Origin of the sequence: Algoriphagus lutimaris, from assembly GCF_017051705.1 — a bacterium.
In the GTDB taxonomy this organism is placed as follows: Bacteria; Bacteroidota; Bacteroidia; order Cytophagales; family Cyclobacteriaceae; genus Algoriphagus; species Algoriphagus lutimaris.
On record NZ_JAFIDJ010000001.1, the window covers coordinates 97,460 to 111,969 of the forward strand.

Genomic DNA, 14,510 nt, shown 5'->3' on the forward strand with positions numbered 1-14,510 from the left:
TGGATGGGAAGATGAAGTTTTAAACTAGACCTATAGGAATGGGATTGTAACGGGACATCATAGCAGGTTGGTTCTTCTCCTTCCTCCCTCGGCGAAAAGGAGCAATCACGATAAAATGGTAGGATTGCCGTCAGCCAAGTATTGAGAGTTAGAAGGCAATGCCGATTAATATTTTGGGATTGCTGCCTCATCCAGTATCTTTGTTCCCTTAACCATAAAACCGATCAATAGTGGCAAATAAAACTGTAAAAGTGGGCTTGGTCCAGTTGAGCTGTTCTGCTGATGTGGCAGCGAATCTCGAAAAAACCATTGTCGGAGTTCGCCAAGCGGCTGCCCAAGGCGCACAAGTGGTGGTCCTTCAGGAGCTGTTCCGTTCCCTATATTTTTGTGATGTAGAAGATTATGAAAACTTCAAGTTGGCCGAAGCCATCCCAGGTCCCTCTACGGATACCTTTGGTGCCTTGGCAAAAGAACTTGGAGTGGTCATTGTTGCATCCCTTTTTGAGAAAAGAGCAGAAGGCTTGTACCATAACACCACAGCAGTTTTGGATGCGGACGGTACCTATCTTGGGAAGTACCGAAAAATGCATATTCCAGATGATCCGGGCTATTTTGAGAAGTTTTACTTCACCCCTGGAGATCTGGGTTATAAAGTATTCAATACCAAGTTCGGGAATATTGGAGTCTTGATCTGTTGGGATCAGTGGTATCCAGAAGCAGCAAGAATTACGGCTTTGAAAGGAGCGGATTTCTTAGTGTATCCTACCGCGATTGGTTGGCATAAGGATCAGGATGGCCTGACCAATGACGAACAATACGGTGCTTGGCAGACGATTCAGCGTTCCCATGCAGTGGCCAATGGGATTCCGGTAGTATCTGTGAACCGTTGTGGGATCGAAGGAGATATGAAATTTTGGGGAGGATCTTTCGTTTCCAATCCTTTTGGAAGAGTGATCTTCAAAGCTAGCCACGAAGAGGAGCAAATACACGTAGAGGAACTTGATTTTGCAAGTTCTGACCGATACAGAACGCACTGGCCTTTCTTGAGAGATCGAAGAATTGATTCTTATCAGCCGATTACCAAACGATTCCTGGACGAAGAATAGGACCTCATGGCAAACATTTTTGAATTAGCGAAAACCGGAGAAATGACTCCTGCGGAACTGGGGTATTATTTTCCAGCTGAATTCGCACCCCATACTGCTACATGGTTGAGTTGGCCGCATAAGGAGGAATCCTGGCCGGGCAAAATCCATACGATTTATCCAGCCTATTGCGAGTTTATCAAGATCGTCGCGAAAGGGGAGATTGTGAATATCAATGTGGCAGATGAAGCCATGAAGGCTTTTGCTGTAGCTCAGCTGGAACAAGCTGGTGCGGACCTAAGCAAAATCAAATTTCATTTTTTTCCAACCAACGATGCTTGGTGTCGTGATCATGGACCAGCATTTCTGATCAATCCCGATGCGGAAGAGAAGAAAGCTTTGGTGAAATGGAATTACAATGCTTGGGGAAATAAATATCCACCGCATGACTTGGACAACCAGATTCCTTATCGCATTGCAGAGCACTTAGGGATTCCTTGTTTTACACCTGGAATCGTCATGGAGGGAGGTTCTGTGGAGTTCAATGGCAAAGGAACGCTTTTGACTTCTAGAGCTTGTCTCTTAAATGAGAATAGAAACCCACACCTGATTCAGTCTCAGATTGAGAAATACTTATGTGACTATTACGGAGTCAGTCATATCCTATGGGTAGGAGATGGGATTGTGGGAGATGATACCGATGGGCATATCGATGACATTACTCGCTTTGTGAATAACGATACCGTCGTGACCGTGGTGGAAGAAAATAAGTTGGATGAAAACCACTTGTTGCTCGAGGAGAATCTACAGGAGTTGAAGCAAATGCGTTTGGAAGATGGCAAACAATTGAATATTGTGGAGTTGCCGATGCCGGAAGCAAAGTACTACGAAGACCAGCGATTGCCTGCTTCCTATGCGAATTTCTACATCGCCAATGAAGCGGTGGTTGTACCGACTTTCCGTGATAAAAATGACCAAAAAGCATTGGATATTTTGGGTGATTGCTTCAAAGATCGTAAGGTAGTAGGAGTGGATTCACTGGATATCATCTGGGGCTTGGGTAGTTTCCATTGCCTGAGTCAGCAGGAACCGGCTGTTTAGTAGGCAGTGGTCAGTAACAGTGGGCAGTCACAGTAAACAGCCTCAGTTGGGAGTGTCTGAATTGTGAAACACGCATTAACTCCCCCTTTAAGTAGTTTCTTATTGGATGCTAATTTTAATCAAAGAGGGCTAGGGGGATTTGGGAATTTAGTATTAAGCCGGTAGTACCAGTGAGCAGTAATGAAAAGAACTGTTAGATTTCTTCTTAAATTCTTATAAAGTGCCATAGGTACGAAGTAACCATTGCGATCCCGATATCAGTGCCATCGCCACGATACCTAAATCTGAAATCAAACTGTCTTCGTCCTCCAGCGACATCTTAAAAATTCTAAAGGCAATGGTGGGCTGGAGGGAAATGGAATGATTATTTTTTACCAGGCATTCTATCCTTCGTTCCTCAGGATTTCATACCTGGCTATAGATATTAGACCCTTACAGGGTCAGTAAACTGCTAGACATTATCTGAACCTAGAAACCATTTTCAGCTTTCTGACTTTAGCCTTCTGATTTTTTCAACAACTATAAAAGTTATCTGCAAACTGCTACTGAATACTGACCACTGTATCAATGCCGGATCACCTTTCCATCTTCCATTTCGATGATGCGATCAGTGCCGGATGCGAATTCGGTATCGTGGGTGACGATCAGCATGGTCTGTCCGAATTCCTGAGCCAATTCCTTGAACTTGTTATACACAATGTCAGAGTTCTTTTTGTCCAGGTTTCCAGTAGGTTCATCTCCCATGATCAATAAGGGATCGTTGATTAAGGCCCTGGCAATGGCAACCCGCTGCTTTTGACCACCAGAAAGTTGGTAGGCTTTTTTCAAAGCATGATCCTCCATATCAAAAATCTTGAGCTTTTCCATAGCCCGGTGTTCCAGTTCTTGTCGGGAATATTTCCCAAGTTTCAATCCCGGAATCATAATGTTCTCCAATACAGAGAATTCATTGAGCAGGTAGTGAAACTGGAATACAAAACCGATTTTTTCATTTCTAAGCTTGGCTAGGTAGTTGGCAGGTTTTCCGGATATCAACTCCTGATCCATCCATAATTTCCCATCAAATGCCGTGTCCATGGTGGATAAAATATAAAGGAGCGTAGACTTCCCACAACCGGATTTACCTACCACCGAGACAAACTCTCCCCGATTGATTCGAAAGGTTACCTTCTTTAGGACCTGGGTTTTAACCGGGTTATAGAAATATTTGTCTATGTCTTTCGCTTCTAAAACGCTTTTCTTTTCCAGACTCATTTTCCTCTGATAATATCTACTGGATCCACACCACTGGCTTTTCTGGCTGGGAAATAGCCGGCGAAATAAGTGGTAACTACACTGAAAATCCCACCGATTAAATAGTATTTCACATTAAAATCTACCGGAAAAGTTTTGATGGTAGGCAATGCTTCTGTTTCAAAGGGGATTCGTTCTATGCCCAAACAGGCTAGAAAGCCTAAAATCAAGCCAATACTTCCCCCAACCACTCCGATGACCAAGGCAATGCTTATAAAAATCCTCTTTACATCTTGGGAATTGAAACCAATTGCTTTTAGGATGGCGATGGTGTCCAATTTCTCATAAATCATCATGTTGAGAATATTGTAAATTCCAAAGCCAGAAACTACTAGAAGTGTAATTCCTACTGCATAACTGATCAGAGTTCGGATGTAGGTTCCGGTTTCAAACTGTGCGTTGACCGTTTGAATATCGTCCGCATCAATTCCGAAAATTTCCCTGTATTCTTTTGCCATGGAAGGAGCTAGGTCTAAATCCGTAAGTTTGATTTGAATGTCTGTAATGTAGGAGGATGGTTCGCCTAGCATCTTTTGCACCGTAGAAATACTGGCAAAACTATTGGCGTTGTCATAATCTCCTAGTCCGGATTGGTAATAGCCCACCACTTTCAATTGGATTTTATTTCCATTGGCGGTGGTGGCCTGGATTACATCTCCAATATCTGCTAACATCCGATCGGCTGCTCCTTTACCTAGGATAATGCTATTGGTTTGTTTGAGGTCCTCATAATCTCCGGTAGTCACATAATCTTGGAAAGCAAACAATTCTGCTTCCTTATCTACATCAATTCCGTTGACTACGCCTGTGATATCTATGGTTCCCACATTGAAAAATACCTGAGCGGCAATTTTGGGACTGATTCCAGTAACCCTTGGATCTTCTTCCAAAGCGTGCATAATGGACTCACTGTTATAAATAGAAAGTCTGCTGGTACTTGGTCGAATGGACCGGATGAAGTTTAAGGAATTGGAAAATTCATCGCTGATATCTACCGGCTGATCGGGATTGGGTTTGATTTCATTGTAAAATCTAATATGAGGAGTTCGGTTCAATACCAAACCATCAAGCATCTCGTTGAGCCCATTCATAAAACCCAGCAAAGTCACAAACATGGTGATACTGAAAGTGACTCCAATTGCAGCTACCAAGGTTTGCTTGAGTCTGGCTGTCATCAAAGCCTGAGAGATCTCTATGATCAATCCCCACTTCATAATGCAGGTTTCAATAAAACAGTGGAAGCATCAATTCCCTCTAAGATCTCTGCAAATTGATAATTTCTGATTCCTACCTTGACGATTAATGTATCTTCATTTTCATTGATTACAAGAGAATCTGCAATCAAATAGGCTCGAGGGATGACCAAGGTTTGTTCTTTCACTTCCGTGATGATATTCGCTTCCAAAGTCAGGTTGGGATACAACTGTGGGGGAGATTTGGAGAATTTGGCTTCCACTTTAAAGCTTTTACTTTGCATATCCATCAAAGGGTAGATTTTACTCACTACCGCTTCGAAGGCCTGCCCTTTATAGCTGTCCATGGAAACAGAAACCCGTTGTCCTACTTCCACTTTCGAAATATCGTATTCATCTACCTGTAGTTCCAAAATGAAATCGTCTGCACTTCCCAGGACTGCCAACGCCACCTGAGGAGTCACCATTTCCCCTCGTTCTTTCAAAAGAGCATACACTTTACCATTGATTTTACTTTTCAGAACATAGTCACTCTCCAGGACCTTGCTGATGGCTAAATTCTTGGAAGCACTGCTGGAATTGTATTCGATTTCACGTTTGAGGTCTTTGTATCTAATCAAAGCAGATTCGTATGCTGTCTTTGAATTTTCCCAGTTTAGCTTCTTTTGCTCAAATTCTATCTCTGTTCCAATGTTTTGATCATGCAGGCTTTTTTGTCTAACATACAGCAAGGAATCATTTAGCATCTTACTTTTATTGAGGTCAATGGCAAGTTGCAGGTCTCGGAGCCGAGATTGATTAGCCTGTAGGTCTGCATAGGATTTGGCGAGTTCTGCATTTTCCCTACTGAGTTTTTCACGCTCACTAAATACTGCCAATAGGGGAGTTCCAATGGACACTGAATCTCCTTCTTCTACAAAAATCTCCTGAATTGGGCCGCTTGCATTGGTAAACGCATCGTATTGATCGATGGCTTTGATATTGCCAGAAGCATAGACTGATTCGGTAATGGATTTTACTTCTGGACTGATTCGTTCTCCGGAACCATTACTACAGGAAAAAATAAAGAAGAGAAGGCCCAATAAAATTATTGGGATACTCATGTACTCAAAGCTGAATTTTCTCATAGGGATCCTTTGAGTGGAAAGTTGGATTTTGCTTACCTGAAAATAAGGACAATTATGGGATAAGTCCAGTTTTATTGAAACACTTGATTTTTTAATTCCATATTCCGTAAGATTAAGTTATTTTAGTAGTCATTGTTTTCGGCTACCGCTATCTATGAACCACCTAGTTACCTGTAGATATTTTTTGGTCTTGGCGCTCTTGATTTTAAATTCCTGTGCGTTTAAGGGAGTACATCGATACAAAGGGCTCGAGTACACCAATTCAGACTTGGATGCCTCCATTCCAACAAAAAGCCTGAATGTGTTTTCTCCTAAAAAAGCAGATAGTCTACCCGTAATGATCTTTTTGTATGGAGGAAGTTGGGAAAGTGGCAAAAAGGAAATCTATGATTTTTTAGGAAGTAGAATGGCGCGAAGAGAGGTAGTGACTGTGATTGCGGATTATCCGCTTTCACCCGATTATCAGGTGGAGGAAATGGTCAAAACTGCAGCCCATGCAGTTCGATGGACCAAAGAAAATATAGCCAAATATGGGGGAAGCCCGGATCAGATCTTTATTTCGGGACATTCTGCAGGTGCCCATTTAGCGGCTGTGTTGTCCACTAATAATAAATATTTTGAGGAGTTGAAAATGGATAATCCCATCAAAGGAGGGATTTTGATTGACCCTGCAGGCTTGGATATGTATTGGTTTTTAAGTGATTATCCATCTGATGGAGAGAAGTATTTCAAGACTTTTACCGAAAATCCGGATGTTTGGAAAAGCTATTCTCCTATTTACTTTTTAGAAGGGCAGAAAATCCCTTTGCTGATATTGGAGGGGGAACGAACCTATCCATCGATTTCAAAAAGCATCGACCGATTTTTGGAAAAAGCAGAAGAGGAAGAAGTGGAGGTGTCCTACGAGTTTTATCCTCACAAAAAGCATATCCCAATGATTACTCAGTTTTTTTGGACTGGGAGTCAGGGATATGATGATGTATTGGGCTTTATTCGGAAAGAAGCAAGTGAGGCAAGAAAAGCGACGAGCTTGAAACCTTAATTGGGGTCCACGTCTACAATAAACCGCACCGATCGAAATTCTGGTTTAGCCGTAATTTGTTCCTGAATTTGAGCAATTTGCGTTTTGAATTCAGTTTGCGAGGCACCGGAGCGGTCCAACTTGATCAAACTTTCGAATTGGTATTGGTTTTTAATTCTGCCAATCAATGCTTTTTCAGGACCTAAAACAATCTTCTTCACCGCGACCCCTGCCATTTGTCGATGCAATTCCATGGCAGCTTTTTCCGCAGTTTTGAAATCGGTGTGTCTGGTAGTGATTTTAATCAGTTTGACATAAGGAGGATAATAGAATTTTTTCCGTTCATGAATTTCATGTTGGTAAAACTCCAAATAATCTCCCTTGATAACTTGTTGATAAATAGCCTCATCTGCTTTTCGGGTTTGGATAATGACATTTCCTTTGGCTTCCCTTCTTCCGGCTCTACCTGCTACTTGAGTGATTTGTTGGTATGCCCGTTCTCCCGACCTGAAATCCGGGAAATTTAAAATCCGATCCCCATCCCAAACTCCGACCACCGTTACATTTCCGAAATCTAGTCCTTTAGTGATCATTTGGGTACCTACTAAGATATCTATATGACCCGAACCAAATTCATCCAGTAATTTTTGATACCCATATTTGCTTCTGGTGGTATCCAAGTCCATTCTTCCTATTCTAGCTTCCGGGAATAACAGGCTCAAGGATTCTTCAATTCGTTCTGTACCCATGCCCATTGTGGTCAAGTGATTTCCTCCACAAGCTGGGCAGGAAACAGGGACTTTCTCTTTATAGCCGCAGTAATGGCATCTCAACTCCTCGGCGAATTGATGATAGGTAAGACTTACATCGCACTGAATGCATTGCCCCGTCCATCCGCAGTCTTCACATTGGATGTAAGGAGAGTACCCTCTTCTATTCTGGAAAATCAGGACTTGCTCCTGCTTGCTCAATGCCTCTTGGATTTTCTCACGCATCATTCTGGTGGAGTCGACTTTAAGCAGGTTTTTTCGCTTGTCGGCTCCAAGATCTGCTAAGTGGAATTCAGGTAAGTTGGATTTTCCATAGCGCTCTGAGAGCTCTACCAATCCATATTTTAGGGTTTCTGTGGCATTGAAATAAGATTCAAAAGAAGGAGTAGCGGATCCCAATAAGGTTTTTGCCTGATGAAAATAGGCCAGCATAATGGCGGAATCCCGGGCTTGAAATCTTGGAGCTGGATCAAACTGCTTGTAGCTGGATTCATGTTCCTCATCCACGATAATCATTCCTAAGCTGTCGAATGGTAAAAAGATGGATGATCGTACCCCTACTACAAAAGGAAATCTTCCGGAGATGACGCCATTCCAAACTTCAACGCGTTCATTGTCTGAGTATTTGGAGTGGTAAACGCCCATTTGACCCCCAAAAACTTGTTTTAGCCTGGATACAATTTGAGTAGTCAAGGCAATTTCTGGAAGTAACATCAATACTTGGGAACCCGATTCCAGTACTTCTTTGATCAGTTGAATATAGATTTCCGTTTTTCCACTTCCGGTAATCCCATGAAGCAATACCGTGGACTTGGTGTCAAAATGGGATTTGATTTCTGAGATGGCGAGTTCCTGTCTTTCTGAAAGTATAATTTCCCCTGCGGTTACTTCCGTTTCATCAATTCTATTGACTACCTGCTTAAAGGACTCAAAAACACCATTTTTGATTAGCGTTTTAAGGGAGCTTTCGGAATCACCTTCTTCCAATAAGGAAGTTTTGTCCAAGCCTTTTTCATTCAGACTAGGATTATTAAACACAGGGATATCCCGCAGGTATTTTAAGAGAATGGATTCCTGCTTTACCTTACCAGAAAGCTGCTCGAAGAGCTGTTCCAGAGTTTGTTTGTCTTCTGCGATTTCCTGCTTTAAACGGATTCTGGTTTCAACTTTGGGTGTGTATTTATCCTGAACACGTTCAAAAATCAGAATGGCTTCCTTATAGACCAGACTTTTGAGGATGGGATGGATGGTCTTGATGCCCAATATTTTCTCACAATCCTCATAGCTGAGTTCCGCCTTGTTTTCCAAAGCTTCCAAAATCAGTTCTTCCCGGGCATCCAATGGGTATTGACTTTCTTCAGCGACGAAATTAGGGTGGAGTTGTACTTTACTTTCGCTGCTCAGCCGGAGTCCAGAAGGTAATGCGGCCAGCATGACTTCTCCGATATGGCAACAATAGTATTCTGCCATCCAGACCCAAAATCGAATTTGAAGTGGGTTGACAGTAGGTTGTTCATCCAGAATGTCTAAAATTGGCTTTGCTTCGTATGCCTTGGGAGGTTTCGAGTGCACCTTGCCGATGATCCCTGTCAATACCTTTTTTCTTCCAAACTGCACGATGACTCTTGCTCCAATCTGTACTTGGGGGACCAAAGCAGCAGGAATTCGATAGGTAAACATCCTTGGAATGGGTACCGGCAAGATGATATCAGCAAAGGTATTGTTTCCTTCGTCTGGGAATAAATCTGGATGAGTAATCAAACTTTCCAAGGAATCAGGCTAAATAGGGTAGTTGAGAAATTGCTTCTTCGATGGTATTTACCGGCTTTTGGCAGGCATGGTCGAAGCAAACATAAATTAAGGCATTTCCATTGGAATCAGGGGTTTTTCCCTGAAGTATTGGGGCAGTTTCTGTCAATTCTTCAGAATAGGCCACGAGTGTATTGGCAAGGTAGAGTTGCTTCAATTCGAAAGCGAGTTGGGTAGCGCCTTTACCTACAATGGCGATTTCAGCGGTAGGAACCAGTTTTTCCAAATACAGGTTGGCCCAGTTACAAAGAAATCCGGGTTCTTTGAGAATTAACTCCTTCATTCCTCCTAGCATTTTATTGGCCATTTCCTGATATTTTTCCTCATAGGTAAACAAAGAAAGCCGGTGTAAATTTCTTGCCATGATGGAATTGGAAGCAGGAATGACATTGTCAAACAGCTCTTTTTTATTGGCAATCAGTTTTTCTGAGTTAGGGTTATTAAAATAGAAGAAGCCATCGCCTTCATCGAAAAACTCATTCAAGCAAATGTCTGTTAAGGATACAGCTGCATCAAGGTAGGATGAAGTTCCGGTTGCCTCAAACAGCATCAGGTCTGTTCGGATGAGTGCAGCATAATCTTCTAGGAATGCAGGAGTATAGGCTTGTCCATTTTTATAGGATCGGAACAACTTTCCTCCAATCGTCATCTTTTTGGCTATGAATTCTCTGTTTTGAATGGCTAGCTTTAATACTTCTGAGTTTCCGCTTGCATAATAGGATTGAATTAAGCCTATGGACATTAAACTATTCCAACCACTTAAAATTTTATCGTCTTTTCCAGGGTGGATTCTTCGGTTTCTTACAGATAGTAACTGGCTTTTTACCTCTGCCAGCTTTGAAATCAACTCCTCTTCAGTCATTCCATGAATTGCGGCCACGGTAGCGTAAGTGGAGGTCTGGAATAAGATATTCACACCTTCTTCCCAATTACCAGTGGACTTCAAGTTGTAAAGTTCTGCGAACCAGGCTAGGTGTTCCGGAATGACTTGTTCAAGTTCCTCATAAGTCCAAGTGTAGAATTTTCCTTCTACTCCTTCGCTATCGGCGTCTTGCGCTGCTTGAAAAGCTCCTTCCTCTTGTAGCATTTCTTCCGAAAGCCACTGGATGGTTTCATTTACTTTCTCCAAGAAAAAATCTTCTTTGCTTACTTGATAGGCCTTGGCATAGAGTTCCAATAATTGGCCGTTGTCATAAAGCATCTTTTCAAAATGTGGAGCAAACCATTCACCATCTACCGAATAGCGGGCAAAACCCCCTCGGAGATGATCGTATATTCCGCCCATACCGATTTTGCGAAGAGTAAACAGGACCTTTTCGATTAGTAATTGGCTGTTGCTTAACAAGGCATAGTCCAATACAAAATTCCAGATTGCAGGCATGGGGAATTTTGGGATTCGGTTCATTCCTCCCCAATCAGGATCAAATTGACTGCTTAATTTGGTGATGATCTCAGCTAAATCATCTGGATCTAATTCCGCTTCTCCAGGAACGATTCCATATTTTTCTGTTTCTTTTTTGGAAATACTGATTCCAAATCCGGCTGCGCTTTCTGCCAATTGGTCTTCATGTTTGGCAAAGGCATCTGCGATATTTGCCAATAGATTTTTCCATTGGGGATTCGGAAAATAGGTGCCTCCATAAAATGGCTTTTGGTTCGGCATCAAAAATACGTTCAAAGGCCAACCTCCCTGAAGTCCCATGGCTTGCACCGCATCCATGTAGATGTTGTCTATGTCTGGTCTTTCTTCCCTGTCAATTTTGATGCATACAAAATTTTCATTCATCAGATCCGCAGTGATCTGGTCTTCAAAGCTTTCCCGCTCCATGACATGGCACCAATGACATGCAGAATATCCGATGGACACAATGATGGGTTTATTTTCTATTTCGGCCCTTCTCAAGGCTTCAGGTCCCCATGGGTACCAGTCGACCGGATTATGGGCATGTTGTAGAAGGTAGGGGCTTTGGCTATTGATCAGCCTATTGGAAGGTTTGCTCATGGTAGATTCAGAATTCGGAAAGCGTGTTGGTTACGGTCTCCAGTTCTTTAGAAAAATCAATTTGACTGTTCAATCGTTCCAGTTTCTCTTTTAAGTTTTGAAGGAATTTTTGATGTGCGATGCTTTTTGGGTTCAATGGTCTATGCCCAAGCTCCAGTTTGACACTTTTAATTTTTTCAAACAATCCTTGGGACTCTTCTGTGAACAAGGAATTTTGCCACTTGCTCCAGATATAATCTTCGGCTTGTAAGGTAGGGTGGATCAAATCAGGTTTATAAAAGCGATATTCCCTTAACTCATCTACCATGATTTCATAGGAAGGGAAATAGTGGACCTGTTCATATTTATTGGCAAACTCACCGCACAATACCCTCAATAGACTCTTGCTCATTTGATTTTCTGGAATGCCATCTTTGATATGTCTTACTGGACTAAGTGTTAATATGATCTGCAAATGGGGATTCTTTTCTTTAAGCTTTTTAAAAACCCGTGAGAGATGGTTGGACATTTCTTCCAAGCCAGTCAGTCTTTTTGTAAATAATTTCCCCGGCTGCTTATGGCAGTTGGCTACGGGTTCCGAACTTTCAGCCAATTCATATAGCCAAGCTGTTCCTAGAGTCAAAATCAAATAATTACTGGATAAGAGGTATTCCTTGGTGAGAAATCGTTCTCCTGTCAATCTACCTCTTAGTTCCTCAAAAGAATAGCCCATCACTTGGGAATGTGCCCAATAATGAAAATGCATTCCATCCCGTTCTAGAAATAGGGACTCAGGAAGGTATTGATCTTCCAAAGCAGCTTCGAGCAACTGGCAAATAGGAATAGGGTGGAAGAGGGTTCCAAATGGATTGATTAAAATATCCATTTTTGATTCCTGCATTCTTTTTCCCATAGTTTCTGCAAAGCAAGAGCCTAGGCTGAGGATCTTATCAGTGTAAGAAATAGGTTTTGGATGGGGAGGGATTTCAAAACTTGTGGTCCATTGCATATTCGAAAATAAGCAATTGGTATTTTAGAAGACAGGTTTTTGGATATGAATCAAAGAATGGATTTTCGATTCAAATTGATTTTTTTGAAAATAAATGAGGTGAACTGTGATTTTTTTCTTGATAATGAGACTAATGAGTAAAACCAAGTAAATGAGTAAGGAAGAAGAATTCGTCAATCTAATTCAGGAGAATCAAGGGCTGATCTACAAGATTACCTTGGTGTATTCCAATGAAAAGGAAGAACAAGATGATTTGTATCAGGAAATTGTTTATCAAACTTGGAAGTCATTTGATCAATTTAAAAAGGCTTCCAAGCCAAGTACCTGGCTTTATCGTGTGGGGATGAATACGGCGATCACTCATTTAAATAAATCAAAGAAGAAACCCTTATTGGTGTCTTTGGATCATTCTTTTATGAATTATTCAGAGTCGGTTGATTCAGAAAAAGAAGAAAAGATCAAATGGCTTTATGCACAGATCAGGAATCTGAATTTACTGGATCGAGGAATCATGTTTCTTTTTTTGGAGGGGAAGAGCTATGAGGAAATTGGACAGATTACTGGTATATCCACGAGCAATGTGGGGACTCGAATGTCCCGAATCAAGCAAAAACTAAAATCTGAAGCCACACCTAAACCAACTAAGATATGGAATTAGAAGAGATGCAATCATTATGGGCTGATCTAAGCCAAAAAATTGAAAAACAGGATAAAATTCAAAAGGAGTTATTAATGGAAATCACCAAGCAGAAATTCAGGAACAAACTCAATGGAATCAGGCTTCCGGAAATCATAGGGTCCATCATTTGTTATGGATATGCTATTTATTTTATGATTCGATTTTCAGAATTAGAACTATGGTATAATCAGCTATTTGCTTTGTTGACCATTGCCATCATGATTGTCTTGCCTACAGCTAGTTTAGCATCAATCAAGGCCATGAGGTCTGTTAAAATCCATGGAGATGCTCCTGCGGAAATGTTGGATAAATTTGCAAAAAGCAAGATCAGGTTTTGGAAGGTTCAGAAATACGGAATGGTATTAGGTGCAGTCCTGCTTATTACGATCATGCCTCCCATTAATGAATTGCAAGGTACTTCGGAGATGATGTCGAGGCCTATTTTTTGGATGCTTTATATACCAGGAGGTTTGCTGTTTATGGTATTGTTCAGTCGATGGGTATATAACAGGTATAAAAGAGTCATCCTTGCATCTGAAAATATGTTGACCGAATTGGAGTAGCAAAAAAGAAGCTGTTAAACAGCTTCTTTTTTTATTTCTTCCAATAGTCTTTTTATCTGTAGGTCACCAAAACCATATATGGGTGCTCTTTTGATGAATTCTAAAAATATTTTCTTGAAGTCATCTGTCTTAAGTTCGTCTAAAATCTCTAAAAGGGTGGCTTTTGGCTTTCCAGGATAAGTTCCATGGGGAATGGCATCTTTCCACGCCTGTACAGCTTCCAATAAAAAGGGAAGCTCATAATGATCTTGCTTAGCAAGTGTCATAGCTTCGTCGATATGTTGAAGTTGATACAGAGTCCATAAGTTTCCCAAGATAGATCTTTCATTTTTGGTTAGTAAACGAGCATCTCTGAAATGTTCATGCAGTTGCCGTTCATTCAATTCAGCAAAACCCAACCGGAGATCTGCTTTTTCGGGAATGATTAAATAAACTTCTCCTTGGTGTTTTCTGAGTAGGTTCATGACAAACCATAAGTTTACCTGGCAGAAAAGATCTTTCTCAAACCAGCAATAAACCTTTTCATCCGATCTAGCGGTTAATATTGTTTCAAATTCAGGAACCACTTTTTCAAAGTACCCTTTTTCTTTACTTCCATAGTGAGAAGTTAGGTATTCATCCCTGATTACCCATAATTCTTCCAAGGATTGGGCTTCTACTGGTCCATCTAAAAGGCATTCTCTGACCACGGCGCGTTGGCCATGAATATCGGGAGGGAATTTTGAGGCTAAAGAATCTCCATTTAAAATGTGTAACATGCTAGGTTGATTTTTGGTCCTGTTTCATGATTTGGGAATAACACTCACGAATCAAAGTTCGAAGGACAGACTCATTTATATCAGATAATTTATTGATTTATAAACAGCCTTTGCTGGTTTT

General features: G+C 41.3%; 12 protein-coding genes. 5 read left to right on the forward strand and 7 right to left on the reverse strand.

Annotated elements, in window-relative coordinates; translation table 11 throughout:
• Positions 1 to 230 precede the first annotated feature (230 nt).
• Both JYB62_RS00440 and JYB62_RS00445 read left to right on the forward strand, forming a co-directional pair.
• Entirely contained in the window at positions 231 to 1,106 is an 876-nt protein-coding gene (locus tag JYB62_RS00440; RefSeq protein ID WP_317194617.1) for a carbon-nitrogen hydrolase, read from the forward strand.
• A gap of 6 nt (positions 1,107 to 1,112) precedes the next feature.
• Positions 1,113 to 2,186, forward strand: coding sequence for an agmatine deiminase family protein (locus JYB62_RS00445; protein ID WP_205643487.1), 1,074 nt, complete (start codon positions 1,113 to 1,115; stop codon positions 2,184 to 2,186).
• A 564-nt stretch (positions 2,187 to 2,750) separates the two neighbouring features.
• Here the strand turns inward: JYB62_RS00445 and JYB62_RS00450 are convergent.
• The 3 genes from JYB62_RS00450 to JYB62_RS00460 are packed head-to-tail and all read right to left on the reverse strand — an operon-like array spanning position 2,751 to position 5,775.
• Positions 2,751 to 3,440 carry an ABC transporter ATP-binding protein gene (locus JYB62_RS00450; RefSeq protein WP_205643488.1) on the reverse strand — a complete coding sequence of 230 codons (690 nt, stop codon included), beginning with the start codon at positions 3,438 to 3,440 and terminating at the stop codon, positions 2,751 to 2,753.
• On the reverse strand, positions 3,437 to 4,693 hold the full coding sequence (locus JYB62_RS00455; RefSeq protein ID WP_205643489.1) for an ABC transporter permease: 1,257 nt from the start codon (positions 4,691 to 4,693) through the stop codon (positions 3,437 to 3,439). Before JYB62_RS00455 ends, JYB62_RS00450 begins: the two co-directional genes overlap by 4 nt.
• A complete protein-coding gene (locus JYB62_RS00460) occupies positions 4,690 to 5,775 on the reverse strand; it encodes an efflux RND transporter periplasmic adaptor subunit (protein WP_205643490.1) in 1,086 nt (361 codons plus the stop codon). Before JYB62_RS00460 ends, JYB62_RS00455 begins: the two co-directional genes overlap by 4 nt.
• A gap of 178 nt (positions 5,776 to 5,953) precedes the next feature.
• On the opposite strand from JYB62_RS00460, the gene JYB62_RS00465 reads away from it, so the two are divergent.
• Positions 5,954 to 6,841, forward strand: coding sequence for an alpha/beta hydrolase (locus JYB62_RS00465; protein WP_205643491.1), 888 nt, complete (start codon positions 5,954 to 5,956; stop codon positions 6,839 to 6,841).
• Here JYB62_RS00465 and priA read toward each other — a convergent pair.
• Genes priA through JYB62_RS00480 form a run of 3 tightly spaced genes read right to left on the reverse strand, consistent with a single transcriptional unit; the run spans position 6,838 to position 12,389 of the window.
• Positions 6,838 to 9,360 carry a replication restart helicase PriA gene (gene priA / locus JYB62_RS00470; protein ID WP_205643492.1) on the reverse strand — a complete coding sequence of 841 codons (2,523 nt, stop codon included), beginning with the start codon at positions 9,358 to 9,360 and terminating at the stop codon, positions 6,838 to 6,840. The genes JYB62_RS00465 and priA overlap by 4 nt on opposite strands.
• Positions 9,361 to 9,364: 4 nt before the next feature.
• The gene (locus tag JYB62_RS00475; protein ID WP_205643493.1) at positions 9,365 to 11,401 is read right to left on the reverse strand and encodes a thioredoxin domain-containing protein; all 2,037 of its coding nucleotides are present in this window, start codon (positions 11,399 to 11,401) and stop codon (positions 9,365 to 9,367) included.
• A gap of 7 nt (positions 11,402 to 11,408) precedes the next feature.
• Positions 11,409 to 12,389, reverse strand: coding sequence for a GSCFA domain-containing protein (locus JYB62_RS00480; RefSeq protein WP_205643494.1), 981 nt, complete (start codon positions 12,387 to 12,389; stop codon positions 11,409 to 11,411).
• A gap of 151 nt (positions 12,390 to 12,540) precedes the next feature.
• On the opposite strand from JYB62_RS00480, the gene JYB62_RS00485 reads away from it, so the two are divergent.
• Entirely contained in the window at positions 12,541 to 13,047 is a 507-nt protein-coding gene (locus JYB62_RS00485; protein ID WP_205643495.1) for a sigma-70 family RNA polymerase sigma factor, read from the forward strand.
• Positions 13,038 to 13,631, forward strand: a complete 594-nt coding sequence (locus tag JYB62_RS00490) for a hypothetical protein (RefSeq protein WP_205643496.1) — start codon at positions 13,038 to 13,040, stop codon at positions 13,629 to 13,631. The genes JYB62_RS00485 and JYB62_RS00490 overlap by 10 nt, the downstream gene beginning before the upstream one ends.
• 14 nt (positions 13,632 to 13,645) lie before the next feature.
• Here JYB62_RS00490 and JYB62_RS00495 read toward each other — a convergent pair whose 3' ends face one another.
• Positions 13,646 to 14,389 (reverse strand): DUF1835 domain-containing protein, encoded by a 744-nt coding sequence (locus tag JYB62_RS00495; RefSeq protein ID WP_205643497.1) that lies wholly within the window; start codon positions 14,387 to 14,389, stop codon positions 13,646 to 13,648.
• Between the last annotated feature and the right edge of the window lie 121 nt (positions 14,390 to 14,510).

What these genes read in the sequence shown, in the direction of transcription:
- JYB62_RS00450 (WP_205643488.1), bottom strand. Translation starts at nt 3,440, where the DNA reads ATGAGTCTGGAAAAGAAAAGCGTTTTAGAAGCGAAAGACATAGACAAA.
- JYB62_RS00480 (WP_205643494.1), bottom strand. Translation starts at nt 12,389, where the DNA reads ATGCAATGGACCACAAGTTTTGAAATCCCTCCCCATCCAAAACCTATT.
- JYB62_RS00465 (WP_205643491.1), top strand. Translation starts at nt 5,954, where the DNA reads ATGAACCACCTAGTTACCTGTAGATATTTTTTGGTCTTGGCGCTCTTG.
- JYB62_RS00445 (WP_205643487.1), top strand. Translation starts at nt 1,113, where the DNA reads ATGGCAAACATTTTTGAATTAGCGAAAACCGGAGAAATGACTCCTGCG.
- JYB62_RS00495 (WP_205643497.1), bottom strand. Translation starts at nt 14,389, where the DNA reads ATGTTACACATTTTAAATGGAGATTCTTTAGCCTCAAAATTCCCTCCC.
- JYB62_RS00475 (WP_205643493.1), bottom strand. Translation starts at nt 11,401, where the DNA reads ATGAGCAAACCTTCCAATAGGCTGATCAATAGCCAAAGCCCCTACCTT.
- JYB62_RS00460 (WP_205643490.1), bottom strand. Translation starts at nt 5,775, where the DNA reads ATGAGTATCCCAATAATTTTATTGGGCCTTCTCTTCTTTATTTTTTCC.
- JYB62_RS00455 (WP_205643489.1), bottom strand. Translation starts at nt 4,693, where the DNA reads ATGAAGTGGGGATTGATCATAGAGATCTCTCAGGCTTTGATGACAGCC.
- JYB62_RS00485 (WP_205643495.1), top strand. Translation starts at nt 12,541, where the DNA reads ATGAGTAAGGAAGAAGAATTCGTCAATCTAATTCAGGAGAATCAAGGG.
- JYB62_RS00490 (WP_205643496.1), top strand. Translation starts at nt 13,038, where the DNA reads ATGGAATTAGAAGAGATGCAATCATTATGGGCTGATCTAAGCCAAAAA.